Source organism: Streptomyces sp. NPDC053541, assembly GCF_044544705.1.
GTDB lineage: Bacteria > Actinomycetota > Actinomycetes > Streptomycetales > Streptomycetaceae > Streptomyces.
Genome location: NZ_JBITXM010000003.1, coordinates 652,328 through 669,600, shown reverse-complemented (window position 1 = coordinate 669,600; position 17,273 = coordinate 652,328). Strand labels below are relative to the sequence as shown.

The 17,273-nt window shown below is 74.0% G+C and carries 18 protein-coding genes; 8 read left to right on the top strand and 10 right to left on the bottom strand.

Annotated elements, in window-relative coordinates; genetic code table 11:
* Position 1: 1 nt before the first annotated feature.
* The 4 genes from ACIGW2_RS10285 to ACIGW2_RS10270 all read left to right on the top strand — a co-directional run bounded on the left by ACIGW2_RS10285 (position 2) and on the right by ACIGW2_RS10270 (position 4,038).
* Positions 2-1,387: a cellulase family glycosylhydrolase gene (locus ACIGW2_RS10285; protein ID WP_399842617.1), complete on the top strand. Its 1,386-nt coding sequence runs from the start codon at positions 2-4 to the stop codon at positions 1,385-1,387.
* Between the two features lie 167 nt (positions 1,388-1,554).
* The gene (locus ACIGW2_RS10280) at positions 1,555-2,790 is read left to right on the top strand and encodes an MFS transporter (protein WP_399842614.1); all 1,236 of its coding nucleotides are present in this window, start codon (positions 1,555-1,557) and stop codon (positions 2,788-2,790) included.
* Positions 2,791-2,830: 40 nt separating this feature from the next.
* A complete protein-coding gene (locus tag ACIGW2_RS10275) occupies positions 2,831-3,190 on the top strand; it encodes a nuclear transport factor 2 family protein (RefSeq protein WP_399842612.1) in 360 nt (119 codons plus the stop codon).
* A 14-nt stretch (positions 3,191-3,204) separates the two neighbouring features.
* Positions 3,205-4,038, top strand: a complete 834-nt coding sequence (locus ACIGW2_RS10270; RefSeq protein WP_391651796.1) for an aldo/keto reductase — start codon at positions 3,205-3,207, stop codon at positions 4,036-4,038.
* A 6-nt stretch (positions 4,039-4,044) separates the two neighbouring features.
* On the opposite strand, the gene ACIGW2_RS10265 is transcribed toward ACIGW2_RS10270, so the two are convergent.
* Both ACIGW2_RS10265 and ACIGW2_RS10260 read right to left on the bottom strand, forming a co-directional pair.
* Entirely contained in the window at positions 4,045-5,700 is a 1,656-nt protein-coding gene (locus tag ACIGW2_RS10265) for an ADP-ribosyltransferase domain-containing protein (protein ID WP_391651797.1), read from the bottom strand.
* Between the two features lie 97 nt (positions 5,701-5,797).
* On the bottom strand, positions 5,798-6,475 hold the full coding sequence (locus ACIGW2_RS10260; RefSeq protein WP_391651798.1) for a macro domain-containing protein: 678 nt from the start codon (positions 6,473-6,475) through the stop codon (positions 5,798-5,800).
* 575 nt (positions 6,476-7,050) lie between these two features.
* Between ACIGW2_RS10260 and ACIGW2_RS10255 the strand changes: the two genes are divergently transcribed.
* Positions 7,051-7,386: a hypothetical protein gene (locus ACIGW2_RS10255; RefSeq protein ID WP_391651799.1), complete on the top strand. Its 336-nt coding sequence runs from the start codon at positions 7,051-7,053 to the stop codon at positions 7,384-7,386.
* Positions 7,383-7,667: a hypothetical protein gene (locus tag ACIGW2_RS10250; RefSeq protein WP_391651800.1), complete on the top strand. Its 285-nt coding sequence runs from the start codon at positions 7,383-7,385 to the stop codon at positions 7,665-7,667. Before ACIGW2_RS10255 ends, ACIGW2_RS10250 begins: the two co-directional genes overlap by 4 nt.
* Positions 7,668-7,718: 51 nt before the next feature.
* Here the strand turns inward: ACIGW2_RS10250 and ACIGW2_RS10245 are convergent, their stop codons facing one another.
* From ACIGW2_RS10245 to ACIGW2_RS10225, 5 genes are all read right to left on the bottom strand, one after another.
* On the bottom strand, positions 7,719-8,309 hold the full coding sequence (locus tag ACIGW2_RS10245; RefSeq protein WP_399842607.1) for a hypothetical protein: 591 nt from the start codon (positions 8,307-8,309) through the stop codon (positions 7,719-7,721).
* A gap of 107 nt (positions 8,310-8,416) precedes the next feature.
* A complete protein-coding gene (locus tag ACIGW2_RS10240) occupies positions 8,417-9,898 on the bottom strand; it encodes a glutamate-cysteine ligase family protein (protein ID WP_391651802.1) in 1,482 nt (493 codons plus the stop codon).
* A 170-nt stretch (positions 9,899-10,068) separates the two neighbouring features.
* Positions 10,069-11,607, bottom strand: coding sequence for a SulP family inorganic anion transporter (locus ACIGW2_RS10235; protein WP_399842604.1), 1,539 nt, complete (start codon positions 11,605-11,607; stop codon positions 10,069-10,071).
* A gap of 14 nt (positions 11,608-11,621) precedes the next feature.
* Positions 11,622-12,203: a carbonic anhydrase gene (locus tag ACIGW2_RS10230; RefSeq protein WP_361584221.1), complete on the bottom strand. Its 582-nt coding sequence runs from the start codon at positions 12,201-12,203 to the stop codon at positions 11,622-11,624.
* An 89-nt stretch (positions 12,204-12,292) separates the two neighbouring features.
* Positions 12,293-12,664, bottom strand: coding sequence for a hypothetical protein (locus ACIGW2_RS10225; protein ID WP_399842602.1), 372 nt, complete (start codon positions 12,662-12,664; stop codon positions 12,293-12,295).
* Positions 12,665-12,924: 260 nt separating this feature from the next.
* On the opposite strand from ACIGW2_RS10225, the gene ACIGW2_RS10220 reads away from it, so the two are divergent.
* Positions 12,925-13,146 carry a hypothetical protein gene (locus tag ACIGW2_RS10220; protein WP_391651805.1) on the top strand — a complete coding sequence of 74 codons (222 nt, stop codon included), beginning with the start codon at positions 12,925-12,927 and terminating at the stop codon, positions 13,144-13,146.
* Between the two features lie 17 nt (positions 13,147-13,163).
* Here the strand turns inward: ACIGW2_RS10220 and ACIGW2_RS10215 are convergent, their stop codons facing one another.
* On the bottom strand, positions 13,164-14,381 hold the full coding sequence (locus tag ACIGW2_RS10215) for an MFS transporter (protein WP_391651806.1): 1,218 nt from the start codon (positions 14,379-14,381) through the stop codon (positions 13,164-13,166).
* Positions 14,374-15,174 carry a DUF4389 domain-containing protein gene (locus ACIGW2_RS10210; protein ID WP_361584210.1) on the bottom strand — a complete coding sequence of 267 codons (801 nt, stop codon included), beginning with the start codon at positions 15,172-15,174 and terminating at the stop codon, positions 14,374-14,376. The genes ACIGW2_RS10215 and ACIGW2_RS10210 overlap by 8 nt, the downstream gene beginning before the upstream one ends.
* A 391-nt stretch (positions 15,175-15,565) precedes the next feature.
* Between ACIGW2_RS10210 and ACIGW2_RS10205 the strand changes: the two genes are divergently transcribed.
* Positions 15,566-16,690 (top strand): nitric oxide synthase oxygenase, encoded by a 1,125-nt coding sequence (locus ACIGW2_RS10205; RefSeq protein WP_391652452.1) that lies wholly within the window; start codon positions 15,566-15,568, stop codon positions 16,688-16,690.
* 6 nt (positions 16,691-16,696) lie between these two features.
* On the opposite strand, the gene ACIGW2_RS10200 is transcribed toward ACIGW2_RS10205, so the two are convergent.
* A complete protein-coding gene (locus tag ACIGW2_RS10200; protein WP_399842598.1) occupies positions 16,697-17,176 on the bottom strand; it encodes a hypothetical protein in 480 nt (159 codons plus the stop codon).
* Between the last annotated feature and the right edge of the window lie 97 nt (positions 17,177-17,273).

Genomic DNA, 17,273 nt, shown 5'->3' with positions numbered 1-17,273 from the left:
GGTGAAACGCCTCTTGGCCTGGCTCGCCACCTGCGCCACGGCCCTCGGCCTCACGGCCCTGACGGGCCCCCCGGCGGCTGCCGCCGCCGGCTGCTCGGTCGACTACACCGTCACGAGTCAGTGGCAGGGCGGCTTCCAGGCCGCCGTGAAGATCACCAACCTCGGTGATCCGGTCTCCGGGTGGGCGCTCACGTTCACCCTGCCGGACTCGGGACAGAAGGTCGTCCAGGGCTGGAACGCCACCTGGTCGCAGTCCGGCTCCAAGGTCACCGCCACCCCCGCCGACTGGAACCGCACGCTGGGCACCGGCGCCTCGACGGACCTGGGGTTCGTGGGCTCCTTCACGGGCTCCAACCCGAAGCCGACCGCGTTCGCGCTCGGCGGCGTCTCCTGCACGGGCTCCGTCGAACAGCCCCCGCCGGGCGGCGGGGAGCCCGGCCCGGGCACCGGCACCCCCGTGGGCATCAACGGAAAGGTCCACGTCTGCGGCGTGAAGCTGTGCAACCAGTACGACCGCCCCATCCAGCTGCGGGGCATGAGCACGCACGGCATCCAGTGGTTCGGCTCGTGCTACAACACCGCGTCCCTGGACGCGCTGGCGCGGGACTGGAAGGCGGACCTGCTGCGCATCGCCATGTACGTGCAGGAGAGCGGGTACGAGACCGACCCGGCCGGGTTCACCCAGCGCGTGAACGGCCTCGTCGACCAGGCCGAGGCCCGTGGCATGTACGCACTGATCGACTTCCACACCCTGACGCCGGGTGACCCCAACTACAACCTGGAGCGCGCGAAGACCTTCTTCGCGTCCGTCGCGGCGCGCAACGCGAACAAGACGAACGTGATCTACGAGATCGCCAACGAACCCAACGGTGTGAGCTGGACGGCCATCAAGAACTACGCCGAGCAGGTGATCCCGGTGATCCGGGCCGCCGACCCGGACGCCGTCGTCATCGTCGGCACCCGCGGCTGGTCCTCGCTGGGCGTCTCGGACGGCTCGGACGAGAGCGAGATCGTCAACAACCCCGTGAACGCCACCAACATCATGTACGCGTTCCACTTCTATGCGGCGAGCCACAAGGACGTCTACCGCACCACCGTGAGCCGGGCCGCCTCGCGGCTCCCCCTTTTCGTGACGGAGTTCGGAACGGTGACCGCGACGGGCGGCGGGGCCCTGGACCGGGCCGGCACCACGGCCTGGCTGGACCTGCTCGATCAATTGAAGATCGGGTACGCGAACTGGACCTATTCCGACGCCGACGAGAGCAGCGCGGCCTTCCGGCCGGGCACCTGCAACGGCGGCGACTACAGCAGTAGCAGCGTGCTGACCGAGTCCGGCGCGCTGATCAAGAGCCGGGTCAGCAGCGCCGACGCCTTCCCCACCGGCTGACCCACCCCCGACGGGGCTCCGGCCGCCGATCCGGAGCCCCGTCCCCTCCCCGGTTCACCAGAACGCCCCCGACCCGGCCATACCCGCGTTTGCACTTATGGCGCGCGTGCAAGTATTGTCGAAGCATGCAAAGGGATCGTTCAAGCAATTCCGGACAGGGACGGACCATGCCGCTCGCCCTGCTCGCACTCGCCATCGGCGCCTTCGGAATCGGCACGACCGAGTTCGTGATCATGGGGCTGCTCCCCGAGATCGCCGCCGACTACGACGTCACCATCCCGACCGCCGGCCTGCTGGTCACCGGGTACGCGCTCGGCGTCGTCCTCGGCGCCCCGCTGCTCACCGTGCTCGGCACGAAGGTCAGCCGGAAGCGGATGCTCATGCTGCTCATGGGCCTGTTCGTGCTCGGCAACCTGCTCTCCGCGGTCGCCCCGAACTTCGGCCTCATGCTCACCGGCCGGGTCGTCGCCTCGCTCGCCCACGGCTCGTTCTTCGGCATCGGATCCGTCGTCGCCGCCGAGCTGGTCGCCCCGGAGAAGAAGGCCGGCGCCATCGCCACCATGTTCACCGGACTGACCGTCGCCAACATCGTCGGCGTGCCGCTCGGCACGTTCATCGGGCAGGCCGTCGGCTGGCGCACCACCTTCGCGATCGTCGCCGCACTCGGCGTGATCGGCCTGCTCGGCGTCGCGAAGCTCGTCCCCGCCATGCCCCGCGCCGAGGGCGCCCGGCTGCGCGGCGAGCTGCGCGCCTTCAGGAACCCGCAGGTGCTGCTCGCCATGGCGATGACCGTGCTCGGCTTCGGCGGCGTCTTCGCCGCGATCACCTACATCGCCCCCATGATGACCGAGGTCGCCGGCTACTCCGACGGGGCCGTGACCTGGCTGCTCGTGCTCTTCGGCGTGGGCATGTTCCTCGGCAACCTGATCGGCGGACGCTTCGCCGACCGGGCCCTGATGCCCCTGCTGTACGCCACCCTGGGCGGCCTCGCGGTCGTGCTCGCCCTGTTCACCGTGACCGCGCACAACAAGGTCCTCGCCGCGCTCACCGTCCTGCTCGTCGGGGCGCTCGGCTTCGCGACCGTGCCGCCGCTGCAGAAGCGCGTCCTCGACCAGGCGCACGGCGCGCCCACCCTGGCCTCGGCCGTGAACATCGGCGCCTTCAACCTCGGCAACGCGCTCGCCGCGTGGCTCGGCGGGCTCGTCATCTCGGCCGGCCTCGGCTTCACCTCCCCCAACTGGGTCGGCGCCGTCCTGGCCGCCGCCGCGCTGCTGCTCGCCTTCTGGTCGGCGGCCCTGGAGCGCCGGGCGCCCGCCAAGGGCGTCGCGGAAGGTGCCGGGCACGGCACGGTCGAGACCGCCGCCGTCACGGCGCAGGCCGCCCCCACCCCCGTACACCACTGACCCCCGCACCACCCGAACCCCCGATCCCCGGAAGGGCCCCATGAGCACCCCGCAGACCCGCACGCCGCAGGAGGTCTTCGCCGACCACGGGCGACGCCTCGGCACCGGCGACCTGGACCTCATCAGCGAGAACTACGCCGAGGACGCCGTCTTCGTCACTCCCGAGGGCGTCCTCACCGGACGCGCCGGAGTCCGCGAGGGCATCGGCCGGCTGCTCGCCGACCTCCCCGGAGCCGAGTGGCACCTGGCCCCGCAGTTCGCCGGAGACGTGCTCTTCCTCCAGTGGACCGCCACGGACAGCACCCACGAGGTCACCGACGGCGTCGACACCTTCGTCTTCCGCGACGGGCTCATCAGCGCCCAGACCGTCCGTTACACCCTGACCGACCGCACCGCCTGAGGAAACGCACCATCATGCACACCCCCGTGAACACCCCCACCGTCAAGCTGAACAACGGCGTCGAGATCCCCCAGCTCGGCTTCGGCGTCTTCCAGGTCCCGGACGACGAGACCACCGCCGCCGTCACCGCCGCCCTGGAGGCCGGCTACCGCTCGATCGACACCGCCGCGATCTACGGCAACGAGGCCGGCGTCGGCCGTGCGCTCGCCGCCTCCGGGATAGCCCGCGAGGAGCTCTTCGTCACCACCAAGCTGTGGAACGCCGATCAGGGGTACGAGGCCACGCTGCGGGCCTTCGACGACAGCCTGGCCAAGCTCGGCCTGGACCACGTCGACCTGTACCTGATCCACTGGCCCGCCCCGGCCCGCGACCTGTACCGCGACTCCTGGCGCGCGCTGGAGCGGCTGGCCGAGGAGGGCCGGATCCGCGCCGCCGGCGTGTCCAACTTCCAGCCCGAGCACCTGCGCCGGCTGATGGACGGGGCCGCGCTGACGCCGGTCGTCAACCAGATCGAGCTGCACCCCGCGCTCCAGCAGTCCGAGCTGCGCGCCGTCCACGCCGAGCACGGGATCGCCACCGAGGCGTGGAGCCCGCTGGCGCAGGGCGCGGTCCTCGACGACCCGGCGATCACCGCGATCGCGGCGGCGCACGGCAAGTCGCCGGCGCAGGTCGTGATCCGCTGGCACCTTCAGCTCGGCAACGTGGTCATCCCCAAGTCGGTCACCCCGGCCCGGATCCGCGCCAACGCCGAGGTGTTCGACTTCGCCCTCACGGACGCGGAGATGGCGACGATCGCCGGTCTCGACCGGGGGCTGCGCACCGGCCCCCACCCGGACGAGCTGAACTGACCCGCGTCAGGAGACCAGCGGGGCGTCCACCTCGGTGAGCTTCACCGTGCACAGGCCGCCCCGCTCGGTCGTCACGTCGGTGACCTTCAGCTGGGTGCCGGGGGCGAGGAGGTACTCCTCCTCGCCGGTGAACGCGGAGAAGCGGCGGATGCCGACCGCGCGGGCCGGGGTCACCTCGAACAGCGTGCGCCTGCCCCTGCTGCCCAGGAAGGCCCGGGCGACGCCCAGCTCCGAGGTGCAGGAGGAGACGCCCCACCAGGTCACGGTGGAGCCGAGCGGGTACTGGCGCCGCAGGTCGAGGGCGACTCCGCGCCACAGCGGCTCGGTGCGGACGGGCAGGCCGGAGACCGCGTCGAACAGCAGCCGCAGATACGGCAGATAGGGTGCGACGCGGCTGCGGTCGGGGGAGCGCAGCACGGCGTTGACGGTGCGGTAGAAGCCCGACTCGCAGGTGTAGAGGTGGAGCGCGGCGATGGCATCGGCGGACAGTCCGCCGCCGGCCTCCTCGTCGGCCCGGCGCTTGCCGAACTCGCGGGAGCGGTCGATGTGCCGGCCGAGACCGGCGAGCACCTCGGTCACCGGGGCGACGGCGTCCTCGAACGGCATCAGCGGGGTGTCGAACACGCCGGTGAGCGGCGGCAGGACCTGTCCCTCGTCCCGGACGCTGGTGAGCCGCTCCAGGTACAGCTGGTGCAGTTCCCTCGTGGAGGTGATGAAGGCGCCCATCCGCGCGGCGACGTCGGGGTCGGGGCCCGCGACTCCCGTGCCGGGGCCGGCGCCCTGCCCCGTACCGGCGGCGGGCTCGTTCCAGCCCTTGCTGGGCAGCCAGTCGACGGGGGCGGCGCCGAGCGACAGCAGGGCGTCGTTCACGGTGGCGAGGTGGTCGCCCTCGCAGAAGAGGTCGCCCTGTGCCGCCGGGTTGGCGTGGTCGAGGTGCCTGACCTCGACGCCCGGGTACTTCTTCTCCAGGCGCAGCACGGTGCGCTTGAGGCTGCGGGCGTGCGCGCCCCACCAGGCGAAGACGACGCCGCGGTCCTCGGGGTCCTCGGCCTCCTGCTTGGCCCGGAGGATCTCGTCGACGATCCGCTCGGCGACCGGCCGCCAGAAGGAGGTGTGCTGGTCGGTGCCCATGGCGCCGTCGGCGCTGGCAGTGAGCGAGGCGTTGAGCAGCAGCACGCCCTGGGTGAGCATGGCCTGGAACCACTCGGGCGGCTGGACCGTGTCGCGCTCCTTCAGGAGGGCGCGGACCTCGCCGACGGGGGTCTTCTTGGCGATGCCGTACTTCCACATCGCGGCGGCCTTGATGAGGCACCGGATGCTGACGACCCGCCCGAACTGGCTGTCCTTCCAGTCGCTGAAGGTGTTGTCGAACATCGCGATGCCGGTGGCGCTCTCCGGCCTCGGGTAGGGGTTCTGGCCGAAGACGACGACCTTCCACCGGTGTGCCGGCTGCGGCTTGAGCGCCTGGAAGGTGAGCTCGCGCACCGGGACGACCTGGGGGCTGCGGCCGGGGCCGATGAAGTGGGCGGCGTCGGGGCGGGCCTCGATGACGGGCTTGAGGACGGGCAGCCAGGGCTCGCCGCCGCCGCTGAAGAGCGCGGCGAGGGCCAGCGGGTCGTTCGGGTCGGGCTGGGGGGCGGGCGGGGTGGTGGCGTCGCTCACGGCGGAACTCCCGGTCGTGGTGGCTGCGGCAGGAAGGTGGTGCGAAGGGGTGTGGCCGGTGGCGCCCGCGGGGGCGTCGGCGGTCTGCGTGCCGGGGTCAGCGGCGAAAGGAATGCCCTTTCGGCGGCGTGATCCGCACCCTCGTGGTCTGCGGGACCTGGTCGATGCCGGCGAGCTGGGCGGTGAGGGTGGCGCGCAGCTCGTCGTCGTCCTCGAACCAGTGGTCGTGGAAGAGGGTGTAGCCGGTCCACATGAGGTTGGCGCAGATCCGGGCCGGGACGCGGCCGGTGGCGGCGCCCATGCCGACCAGGGCGACGGAGCGGATGCTCCCGGGTGCCTTCCTGTTCTGCCGGTGCACGGCCTGGAAGGCGGCCGCGCAGGCCAGGGCCACGTTGAGGGTCTCGCTCACGTTCTGCGAGGAGCCGACCATGGTCGGGGTGGAGATGACGAAACGCGGGACGCCGGCGCCGGAGGGCACGCACACGGCGCTGCCGACCGGCATGCGGCCCGCGAAGCGGTCGCGGATCGCGCGCTGCACCCGCAGCTGGATGCCGGCGCCGAGGTGCCGTTTGATCGCGGCGTCGACGCCGCCGTCCATCCGCCCCGCCGCGTTCGTCGGCGTGACCCAGGCGTCGACGTCCTCGGTGAGGATCGAGCCCTGCCGGATCTCGATCCCGGGGGTGTCGGCGAAGGCGGCCCGCCAGGCCTCCACCACCCGCGTGTTGACGTCGGTCAGGACCACCCTCGGCGTGGTGTCCGCACAGCCCTGGTACATCGAAGTCCCCCTGTCAGGAATGCTCTCTTCCAACACCCCCGACGCTATCGGGCACCACTGACAACGCCCCCGGACCGCAGGCCGGCTGACCGGCCGTCACCCCGCCGCTCGCCCGCCTCGCGGCTCCGGGTGACGACGGCGCCGAAGAGGGCGAGGCCCTTGACGAGCCTGGGCCGGTTCCGCCGCCACCGGCGACCCCGGCTGGCCCGCGCTCGGGGCGGACACCACGCCGGTGCGCCACTGGGCCGTGCCGGGCGACCACGTCTCGTACGCCGAGCCGGACGCGGGCCGCCGGGCGCTGTGGAAGGAGATCCCCTTCGGCCCGGTCCGGCTCCCGGAAGCGCCGGTGGGGGCACGCGCGCGTGACGGCGCGAGGGAGAACCGTAACCCTTCAGTGGAGGGTGAGGGTTCACTCGACCAGAGGTGACGTCCCGTCACCGTCCGGCACCGGCAGCGGAGGTGGGAGGCGGGCGCGGTACGTGCCCGTTCCGGGGCGATTGCCCGTGTCCGGCACCTCCCGCCCGGGGCCCGGCCGGCAGTACCGTGGAAGCCGTACGAGACGAGGAGGCCCGCTCATGAGTCCTCTGCCCCACGACATCGCCGGGTCCGCTCCCGGCTACGCCAGCCCGTACCGGCTCGAGGACCACGAGGGCCCGCAGACCCTGGCCGAGCTGCGCGCCGCGCTCGCCGACATCGATCCGGCCGAGCTGACCGCCTTCGACGCGCGTCTGGGCGCCGCCCGGTTCGGCACCGGTCACCGCTCGGTCATCGCCCAGGCCCGGCAGCTGGTCGCGATCCGGACCCGGCCCGAGGTGCGGGAGGCGATCCGCGCCTCGCTCGCCGGCGAGACGGAGCTGATGACGCTGGAGGACCTGTACGCCGAGCTCGACAAGGGCGGCGCCGCCTCGTGACCCACTGGAACGTCGAGATCCCCCGCAGGCTCTACCACGAGATCGCCCACCTCTCCCCCGGCGGCCGCCGCGCCCTGCACGACGCCCTGGCCGCGCTCGCCGACGACCCCCGGCCTCCCGAGTCCCGGCCCCAGCCGGTGCGCGGTGCGGAGCTGCGGCGCGTGGCCACGCAGCCGGCCGGGGACAACGGGCTCACCATCACGCTGCTGTACCGGGTGCACGACCCGGTGGGGAAGGCGGCGGGCCGGGTGGAGATCATCTTCCTGATCGCCGGGCCGTAGCCACCGGTCTCCCGGCCGCCGGCCCGCCGGTCGCTCCGGTGTGCCGCGCGGTCAGAACTTGCCCATGTGGCGAGCCGTGCGGTGGCCGAGGCGGGCGGTGAGGTCCTCGACGAAGGCGTCCGCGAGCGGGGGCCAGCCCCAGAACTCGAAGCAGAGCGTGCCCAGGGCATAGGAGTCGCACCACTCCCAACGGGTGACGGGCGAGGCGGTGCCGCAGGCGGGACAGGCGGCGTCCCCGGTGCCGGTGCGCTCCCAGGCCTCGACCGCGGCCCGGAACGGCGCCCAGACCTCCTCGTCGGCCACGAAGGACTCCGGGTAGCCGATGACGGTGGTGCGGACGGCACACTCCGGGCAGACGGCGTACGCGGGTTCGTCCTCGCCCTGGCCGCCCGCGTAGTGGTGGCGGCCGGTGATGACGGCGAGCGGTCCCGGGCCCCAGCCGGGGTCGCCCTGGACGGCGCGGGTCCAGTGCGGGCCCGCCGCGTACCCCTCGTCCGCGTGCGGGCTGTACATGCCCTCGCGGTCCCGCTCGCGGGTCACGACCCCCTCGGCGACGAGCCAGTCCAGGGCGCGGGCCGCGAGCTCCGCGGCCTCCCCGTCCGTGGCCTCCACGTCGACGACCCGCTCGAAATAGTCCCCCACTGCCCCTGCCCCTCCGGTGTCCGGTCCGGCCGCCGTCCTCGTCCGCGCCGGCCTGCTCGCCCCCACTCTGGCACCCCGCAGCGACAACCCGGCCCGCGGCCGCGGGATCAGTCCACCGGCCAGGTGTGCGCGGGGGCGTTGAGGTGCATGTACTCGATGTACTGACGGGTCATCCGGCGCAGCGCCTCGGGGCGGGGCAGATGGGTGACGTCGTGGAGGTGGTGGAAGGTCTCCGCCTGCCAGACGGCGCCGTTGCGGGCGGTGACGCAGCGCTGTTCGACGACGCCGAGGAGGGGTTCGCGCCACGCTGCGTCGAGGCCGAGGCGTTCGAGGCCGCGGTGGGCGAGCGGGAGCAGCCGGCGCAGCACGAGTTCGGTGACGGGGATCTGGCCCATGCCGGGCCAGAAGAGTTCGGCGTCGATGCCGCGGCGGGCGGCGGTGTGCAGGTTGTCCTCGGCGGCGGAGAAGGACATCCGGGTCCAGACGGGACGGTCCTCGTCGACGAGGGCGCGCAGCAGGCCGTAGTAGAAGGCTCCGTTGGACATGACGTCGGCGACGGTGGGCCCGGCCGGCAGGACGCGGTTCTCGACGCGCAGGTGCGGGACGCCGTCGACGACGGCGTAGACCGGCCGGTTCCAGCGGTAGACGGTGCCGTTGTGGAGGGTGAGTTCGGCGAGGTGGGGGATCTCGCCGCGGTCGAGGGCCGCTTCGGGGTCCTCGTCGTCGACGAGCGGCAGCAGGGCGGGGAAGTAGCGGGTGTTCTCCTCGAAGAGGTCGAAGACGCTGGTGATCCAGCGTTCCCCGAACCAGACGCGGGGGCGGACGCCCTGGATCCGGATCTCGTCGGGGCGGGTGTCGGTGGCCTGCTCGAAGAGGGGGATGCGGGTCTCGCTCCACAGTTCGCGGCCGAAGAGGAAGGGGGAGTTCGCGGCGAGCGCGACCTGGACGCCGGCGATGGCCTGGGCGGCGTTCCAGTGGGCGGCGAACTCGTCCGGGGCGACCTGGAGGTGGAACTGGGTGCTGGTGCAGGCGGCCTCGGGGGTGATGGTGTCGGCGTAGGTGCGGAGCCGTTCGACGCCCTCGATCTCGATGAGGAGGTCCTCGCCGCGGGCGGCGAAGATCTGTTCGTTGAGGAGGTGGTAGCGGGGGTTCTCGGAGAGGGCGTGGTGGTCGACGTCGCCGCGTTGCAGGGTGGGCAGGGTGCCGATCATGACGAGGTGGGCGCCGACGGCCGCGGCGCGGGCCTCCGCGTGGTCGAGGGCGCCGCGGATGTCGTTCTCCCAGGCCTCGGGGCCGCCGCCGGCGGCGAGCCGCCGGGGGGCGAGGTTGATCTCCAGGTTGAAGCGGCCCAGCTCGCTGGACCAGGCGGGGTCGGCGATGGCCTCCAGGGCCTCGGCGCTGCGCATGGCGGGGCGGGCGGTGTCGTCGACGAGGTTGAGTTCGATCTCCAGGCCGACCTGTGGCCGGTCGACGGCGAAGCGTGACTCGCGCAGCAGCCGGGCGAGCACGTCGAGGCAGGTGTGGGTGCGGTCACGGAACCGGCGGCGGTCGTCACGGGTGAACTTCTGCGCCGGGACGTCTCGTCCCATGGGCCCTCCCGCGTGTCGTCGGTGCGGAACCCGGGTGTCCTCCTCTCAGCGTGCCACCGGGGGGCGTGGGGCTGCCAGCGCGGGCCGCCCGGCCCGGCGCCACGGGGGCGGCGGGCCGGACTGCCTTGCGAGCCGGTGTACGGGCCTGTGTACGGCCGGGGCGATGGGTGTCAGTGCGAGCCGGCGGCCGGGACCGGGGCGGTGCGGCCGGCGGGCGGCTCGGGCAGGGCGTGCAGACGGATGGCCTCGGGGCCCGTGGTGCTGTGCCGGGCGGCCCAGGCGTCGAGGGCGGCGCGGCAGGCGTGGTCGAGGTGGTGGACGGCGGACAGGTCGAGTTCGATCGGGCGGTCCCGGGGCAGGGCCTCCAGGGCGTCGAGTATCTTCGGCAGCCGCAGGAAGGTGATGGTGCCGGCCAGGCGCACCCGGACCGGTCCCGTGCCCTCGTCGTGGTGCTCCAGGCGCAGGTGGGAGGCTTCCCAGGCGGCCTTGGCGACGGACAGGGCGAGTCCGACGAGGACGCCCTCGAACATGCCGACCGCGACGATCGCGGCGGCGGTGACGACGAGGACCAGGGCCTCGCCACGGTGGCTGCGCCAGAGGGTGGCGACACCGCGGAACGGGATGAGTTTCCACCCGGCGTGCAGCAGGATGCCGGCGAGCGCGGCGAGCGGCACGAGGGCGAGGGTGGCGGGCAGCAGGGCGGCGAAGAGCAGCAGCCAGCCGCCGTGCAGCACGCGGGAGGCCTTGGTGCGGGCGCCGGCCTGGACGTTGGCCGAGCTGCGCACGATGACGGCGGTCATGGGCAGCGCGCCGAGCGCGCCGCAGACGGTGTTGCCGACGCCCTGGGCGAAGAGCTCCTTGTCGTAGTGGGTGCGCGGTCCGGCGTGCAGCCGGTCCACGGCCGCCGCGCTGAACAGCGACTCGGCGGAGGCGATGAGCGCGAAGGCGAGGGCGGTGCCGAGGACGGCCGGGTCGGCCAGGGCGCCGAGGGCGGCCGCGTCGGGCGGGCGGACGGCGTCCAGGACGCCGCTCACCCGGACGGTGGCGACCGGCAGGCCGAACAGGGCGGTGGCGCCCGCGGCGAGCAGGACGGCGATCAGGGCGCCCGGGACGGCCCGGGCGGCCCGGAACGGCAGCCGCCGCCAGAGCACGATCACCAGGATGGTGCCGGCGGCGACGGCGAGGGAGGCGAGCGCGGCCGTGCTGCCGAGGGCGGCGAGCGCCGCGCCGGGCAGCCCGGTCAGCTTGCCGAGGCCGCCGGCCGGTGCCGGGACCCCGGCGGCGGCGTAGAGCTGGGCGGCGATGATGACCAGGCCGATGCCGGCGAGCATGCCCTCGACGACGGACAGCGAGATGGCGCGGAACCAGCGCCCCCAGGCCAGCAGCCCCATGACGATCTGGAGCAGCCCGGCGAGCAGCACGATCGCGCCGAGGGCGGGCAGACCGTGGCTGCGGACGGCGTCGAGGACGAGGACGGTGAGTCCGGCGGCCGGGCCGGAGACCTGGAGGCTGCTGCCGCGCAGCGAGCCGGTGACGAGTCCGCCGACGATGCCGGTGATCAGGCCGAGTTCGGCGGGCACGCCGGAGGCGACGGCGACGCCGATGCACAGCGGCAGGGCGACCAGGAAGACGACGAGCGAGGCGGCGAAGTCCTGGCGCAGGTGCGCCGGGGCGGGCCGGGAACGGAGGGAGGACAGGGTGCGGTTCATGACGGGCGTCCCCCTCACAGGGTCTCGAAGGAGTCGGTGCGGGGGCGGTAGGCGGTGACGGCGCCGGTGTGGACCTCGTAGTACCAGCCGTGCAGGCGCAGGCGCCCGGCGGCCAGGCGCCGCTGGACGCAGGGGTAGGAGCGCAGCCGGAGCAGCTGGGCGAGGACGTGGCCGCGTACGGCCTCGGCGACGGCCGGGTCGTCGGGACGACCGGGCGCGCCCTCGGGCGCGGCGTGGGCGAGCCAGTCGCGCACGGCGGGCACGGTGCTGAGGTCGTCGCCGCGGACGAGGGCGCCGACGGCGCCGCAGTGGGAGTGGCCGCAGACCACCACGTCGTTCACGCCGAGGATCTCGACGGCGTATTCGATGGTGGCGGTCTCGCCGCTGGGGGCGGGTCCGTCGTAGGGCGGGACGATGCTGCCGGCCGTGCGCAGTTCGAAGAGTTCGCCGGGTCGGGCGCCGGTGATGAGGGCGGGGACGACCCGGGAGTCGGAGCAGGTGATGAAGAGGGCCGCCGGGGCCTGGCCCGCGGCGAGCGGGGCGAACTCCTCAGGGCGCTGGCCGAATCGGCGGGCGTGGTCGATGAGGGGCTGCATGGGGTGGGTTTCCTCCTGGCGCGCCGCGGGGCGCGTCGGGCTGACGGAACGGTGCGGCGGAGGGCGGACAGGGGTCCGCCGACGGCCTGTCAGCAGCGGAAGACCTGGAGTTCGGTGATGTCGGTGCTGGGGTGGTGCAGGGGGTCCGCGTCCCGGGCGGGGGCGGTCGCGCACGGCGGTGGTGTCGCGCCGGCGGTGCCCGGCGGGGGTCCGGGGCGGCCCGGGGGACGCCGGGTGCGGGTCGCGGCGCGGGGGGTGCCGGTCTCGTTCTCGTGGGCGGGCAGGATCTCGTACGGGTTGGGGGCGCCGGTCGCCTGGGTGCGGGGCGGCGGGGCCGCGCCGGCGCGGGGGCCGCCGTCGTCCGGCGGGCCGGTGCCGGTGGCGCCGAGGAGCGCGAGGAGGGCGGCGAGGGCGACGGCGAGGAGGCCGTCGAGGGCGCGCCGGGGCGGTTTCGTGGGCACTTTCCCCTCCTTCGCACGGGTCGTCGTCACTCGAAAGGATTCACCAAGGCGCGTTCAAGAGCAGGTCAATGAAGAGTAATGCCCGGGTGTGGGGGCGCGGGCCCAACGCCCCGGGCCCGGGGGCCGTTTCCGACCGGAACCCGTCGTACATTGACGCAAACCTCCCCCGCGCGCGGGCTGCGAGAATGGCCCCGACCACGCAAGACCCCGGGACGCCGGGAGAACGTCCCGGGGCACCGGGAGAACAGGGGGGAACCCGCATGATTCTGCTCGTCCTGAGCGCCGTCCTCGTACTGGCCGTCGTCGGCTGCGGCTGTGTCGTCTGGGCCGCGCGCGGAGGCCCGCGCTGGGTGCGGGGCATCGCGGCGGCGACGCTCGCGGCCGGCGAACTGGTCCGCGGCGCGCAGCGCTCCGGCCGCAAGCGCTCTGCTTCGGAGCAGCGGTTCCTCGGCGGCGGTGGCGACGGCGGCAGCGGCGACTGACCGGTCCGCCGGCGGCGTCACCCGGACGGGGTGCGCACCGGCCGGCGCAGCAGATAGCCGCCCGCGGGGACGAGCAGGGCGAGCATGCAGGCGATGAAGACGAGCCCGGCGCCTTCGAGGCCGAGGGGGTCGGCCAGGAGGCCGACGCCGATGACGGGCAGGGAGATCCCCGCGTAACCCACGACGAAGAGCGCGGAGATGACGGCCGCGCGCCGGTCGGCCGGGGCGGCCCGGGCGACCGCGGTCATCGCGGCGCGGAAGGCGAGGCCCTGTCCGGTGCCGCCGACCAGGGCGGACAGGACCACGAGCGCCAGGGAGTCGGCCCGCAGGGCGCCCGCCAGGAGGAGCAGGCCGGCGAAGAGCACGGCGCAGCCCAGCGGCAGGGAACGGGCGACGCCGACCCGGCCGACGGCGAGCTGCCCGCCCGTGGAGGCGAAGAAGGCGAGGGCGACGACCAGGCCGCTGACGGCGTGGTTGTCCACGTGCAGGAAGCGCGCGAGGAAGGCGGGGCTCACCGAGGTGAACACCCCGAAGAGCGCGAAGCCCACGAAGGCGGCGACGGCGGACGGCACGAACACCGCCCGGACCTGCGGCGGCAGGGCGGGCCGCCGGGGGCGTACGGCGGACAGCGGCCGCCGGTCGGTGACGGTCTCGGGCAGCCGGAGCAGGACGAGCACGGAGGCGGCCACCAGGGCGAGGTGGACGCCGAAGGGCAGGACGAGCGGCGCGGGGGCGTACTCGGCGAGGAGGCCCGCGAGGAGCGGTCCGCAGCCGAGGCCGCCCATGTTGGCCGCGGTGGCCACGAAGGTGGCGCGGGAGGAGCCGCCGGGCGGGGCGAGTTCCAGGACGTAGGCCGTGGCGGCGCCGGTGAAGAGGCCGGCCGACAGGCCGGAGAACAGGCGGCCGGCGTACAGCCAGGGCAGTGCGTCGGCGGCGAGGAAGCAGCCGGCGCTGGCGGCGGCGAAGCCGAGGCCCCACAGCAGGGCGGGACGCCGGCCGACGGTGTCGGAGGCGTTGCCGGCGAGCAGCAGCACGCCGATGACCCCGAAGGCGTAGACCGCGTAGACGACGGTGACGGTCAGTTCGGAGAAGCCGAACTTCTCCTGGTAGAGCGGGTAGAGCGGGGTCGGCAGGGTGGTGCCGGCCATGCAGACCACGAACACGGCGCCGGCGAGCAGGCAGCGCGCCCAGCTCCGCTCGGCCGCTGCCGGGTCACTGCCGCCCTCGTCACCCATCGGCGCTCCGGACCTGGCCGGTCAGGCGGTCGTCGTACGGCTCGTCGTCGCCGCGGCTCACCGTGCCGTTGGTGATCTGGCCCGCGAGGCCGAGGATCAGGAAGACCCAGACGAGGACCTTGGCGGCGGTGCCGAGGACCAGCGGGCGGGTGCCCGAGACGGGCTGCTGGGCGGCGGGGGCGGGCTCGTCGCCGAAGACGCCCTTGGGGTACACGGGGGTCAGCATCGTCGTGTACGCGGTGAACCGCATGCGGTAGCGGACGACGGCCGCCGTCGCGGCGAACACCGGCCCGGGCAGCCGGCCGAGCACGAGGGTGACGAGCCAGAAGATCCAGCCGATGGCGAACCATCCGGACTGGGCGAGGCCGCTGACGATCGCGGCCGGGATCATGAGGACGATCCGGAAGAGCACGGCGAGCCGGTTGAGCGGCGTCTGCCGGAGTTCGATCCGCACGGGGTGGTCGGGGGCGTCGAAGGCGAAGGGCGGGTAGCGGTCGACGAGCAGCGTCGCGCTGGCCGTCACCCGGGTCTGGTAGGCCAGTACGTCACCGAGGAAGGAGTGGATCGGATCGGGCAGCCGGCCGAGCACCAGGGCGGCGAACCAGCCGACGACCGTCACGAAGAACGCGGCGACCGAGAGCACCGCCACCACCACGAACTGCGGGACGAGCAGCAGCCACCGCAGGAACACCGTCCAGCGCCGCTGCCGCCCCGGCGCCGGCACGTCGAGCGGCGGGCGGAACTCCCCCGCGTCGGTGTCCGCCCAGGGACGGGGTTCCCAGCCTGCGCTCATCGCCGCCTCCGTGTCCCCGGCCGCCGGGGGTGGGGCCGGATCCTCTCGATCCTGGCGCGGCGGCGCCGGGCGCGCACGGCCGCGGGGTCCAGGCGGGGCAACGCGCGCGAAGGGCGCCCGAAGCCGGGCACCCTAGCAGCCCGGAGGCCGCGCCCATCGCATTTTCGACTACTCTCCACACTCGCGTGCTCGCGTACGGTAGCCATGGGGCCAGGGAGGAAACACCTTGGTCTTCAGTCTGAGCCTTCGCCGCAAGTCCGCCCGGGTCGCGCCCGCCGCCCCGGCGGCGCCCGTCACGCCGGCCGTCCCCGTCGCCCCGGTCACCCCGGTCTCCGTCGCGCCGCCCGGACCCGCGGCCTGCCCGTACGGCCACGGCGCGGTCCCGGCACCCCTGCCTCCGCAGCGGCCGGCGGCGGTGGCCTCGCCGCTGCGGCGGGAGGCGGAGCGCTTCGTGCGCCAGTTCCACGAGGAGCAGCCGCAGGCCGGTGACGCGGAGCCGAGGGTCCGGGAGGTGCTGGCCGAGATCGACCGCACCGGGACCTACGTGCACTCCCCCGCCGAACTGGCCTACGGCGCGAAGCTCGCCTGGCGGAACGCGGCGCGCTGCATCGGGCGCCTGTACTGGCGCAGCCTGGTGGTGCGCGACCTGCGGCACGTGACGGACCCCGGCGAGGTCGCCGAGGAGTGCTTCGCGCATCTGCGGCTGGCCGGGAACGACGGCCGGATCCGCCCGGTGATCTCCGTCTTCGCCCCGGACCGGCCCGGGCGGCCCGCGCCGCGGATCGTCAACGACCAGCTGGTCCGCTACGCGGGGCACCGGACGCCCGGCGGGTCCTGGTCGGGCGACCCGCGCAGCGCCGCGCTCACCGAGGAGGCGCGGGCGCTGGGCTGGAAGCGGGACGAGGAGGACTTCCAGGTGCTGCCGCTGATGGTGCGCGAGCGGCCCGGGTCCCGGCCCGAGTGGTTCGAACTGCCGGACGGCACGGTCACGGAGGTGCCGCTGAGCCATCCGGACCATCCGTTCTTCGCGGGGCTCGGGCTGCGCTGGTACACGGTGCCGGCGATCAGCGACATGGTCCTCGAGATCGGCGGGATCCGGTATCCGGCGGCGCCGTTCAACGGCTGGTACATGGGCACGGAGATAGGCGCCCGGAACCTGGCCGACGGCGAGCGCTACGACCTGCTGCCCCGGGTGGCCGACGGGCTGGGCCTGGACCGGTCGAGCGAGCGCACGCTGTGGCGGGACCGGGCGCTGGTCGAGCTGAACGTGGCGGTGCTGCACTCCTTCCAGGAGGCGGGGGTGACGATGGCGGACCACCACACCGAGTCCGAGCGGTTCCTGCGGCACATCGCCCAGGAGCGCCGGCACGGCCGGCCGACCCCGGCGGACTGGAGCTGGATCGTTCCGCCGGTGTCCGGCTCGGCCACCCCGGTCTTCCACCGCTACTACGACCCCGTGGACCCGTCGCTGCGGCCGGCCTTCCTCCCCCGGGCCGGGGCCGCGCCGACGGCGTAGCGGGGATCAGCGGACGAGTTCGACGCGGATGCGCTCGTCCGGGGTGGCGATGTCCTCGTAGACGGCGGTGCCGCGCGCGCCCGTGTAGGCGCCGGTGCCGCCGGTGAGGGCCATCGCGAGGTCCGGCGAGGCGCCCTCCCGCAGGGCCTGCATGGTCAGGGTGCCCTGTTCGAGGCGGGCGGTGATGACGCACTGCGAGGTCTGCCGGGCGCCCTCGACGCGGACGACCTCGCAGGTGCCGCCGCCGAGCCCGATCACGCGCCCGTCCTTCGACGTGGTGCCGGAGAAGACGCTGACGTCCCCGAGGCTCGGCCCGGCCGGGCCGAGGTCGACGCCGTCGTACTGCAGGTTCCCGACCTTCAGTTCCAGGATCTCGACGCGCTCGGCGGGTGCCGCCGCCGGGTCGGCGGCGCCGGCGCTGCCGACGGCGAGGGCGCCGAGGGTGACGGTGGACAGGGCGACGGCGACGAACCTCTTGATGAGCATGATGCATCCCTCGTGTGGTGAACTTCCCCGTGGTCGCGCCTCCTTGGACCGTGCTGCGCGACGTCTCCGACGGTAGGGCGGGCCGGACCACCCGGTC

What these genes read in the sequence shown, in the direction of transcription:
- ACIGW2_RS10255 (WP_391651799.1), top strand. Translation starts at nt 7,051, where the DNA reads ATGAGTCCTCTGCCCCACGACATCGCCGGGTCCGCTCCCGGCTACGCC.
- ACIGW2_RS10200 (WP_399842598.1), bottom strand. Translation starts at nt 17,176, where the DNA reads ATGCTCATCAAGAGGTTCGTCGCCGTCGCCCTGTCCACCGTCACCCTC.
- ACIGW2_RS10220 (WP_391651805.1), top strand. Translation starts at nt 12,925, where the DNA reads ATGATTCTGCTCGTCCTGAGCGCCGTCCTCGTACTGGCCGTCGTCGGC.
- ACIGW2_RS10260 (WP_391651798.1), bottom strand. Translation starts at nt 6,475, where the DNA reads ATGTACCAGGGCTGTGCGGACACCACGCCGAGGGTGGTCCTGACCGAC.
- ACIGW2_RS10275 (WP_399842612.1), top strand. Translation starts at nt 2,831, where the DNA reads ATGAGCACCCCGCAGACCCGCACGCCGCAGGAGGTCTTCGCCGACCAC.
- ACIGW2_RS10215 (WP_391651806.1), bottom strand. Translation starts at nt 14,381, where the DNA reads ATGGGTGACGAGGGCGGCAGTGACCCGGCAGCGGCCGAGCGGAGCTGG.
- ACIGW2_RS10210 (WP_361584210.1), bottom strand. Translation starts at nt 15,174, where the DNA reads ATGAGCGCAGGCTGGGAACCCCGTCCCTGGGCGGACACCGACGCGGGG.
- ACIGW2_RS10280 (WP_399842614.1), top strand. Translation starts at nt 1,555, where the DNA reads ATGCCGCTCGCCCTGCTCGCACTCGCCATCGGCGCCTTCGGAATCGGC.
- ACIGW2_RS10230 (WP_361584221.1), bottom strand. Translation starts at nt 12,203, where the DNA reads ATGCAGCCCCTCATCGACCACGCCCGCCGATTCGGCCAGCGCCCTGAG.
- ACIGW2_RS10235 (WP_399842604.1), bottom strand. Translation starts at nt 11,607, where the DNA reads ATGAACCGCACCCTGTCCTCCCTCCGTTCCCGGCCCGCCCCGGCGCAC.
- ACIGW2_RS10240 (WP_391651802.1), bottom strand. Translation starts at nt 9,898, where the DNA reads ATGGGACGAGACGTCCCGGCGCAGAAGTTCACCCGTGACGACCGCCGC.
- ACIGW2_RS10270 (WP_391651796.1), top strand. Translation starts at nt 3,205, where the DNA reads ATGCACACCCCCGTGAACACCCCCACCGTCAAGCTGAACAACGGCGTC.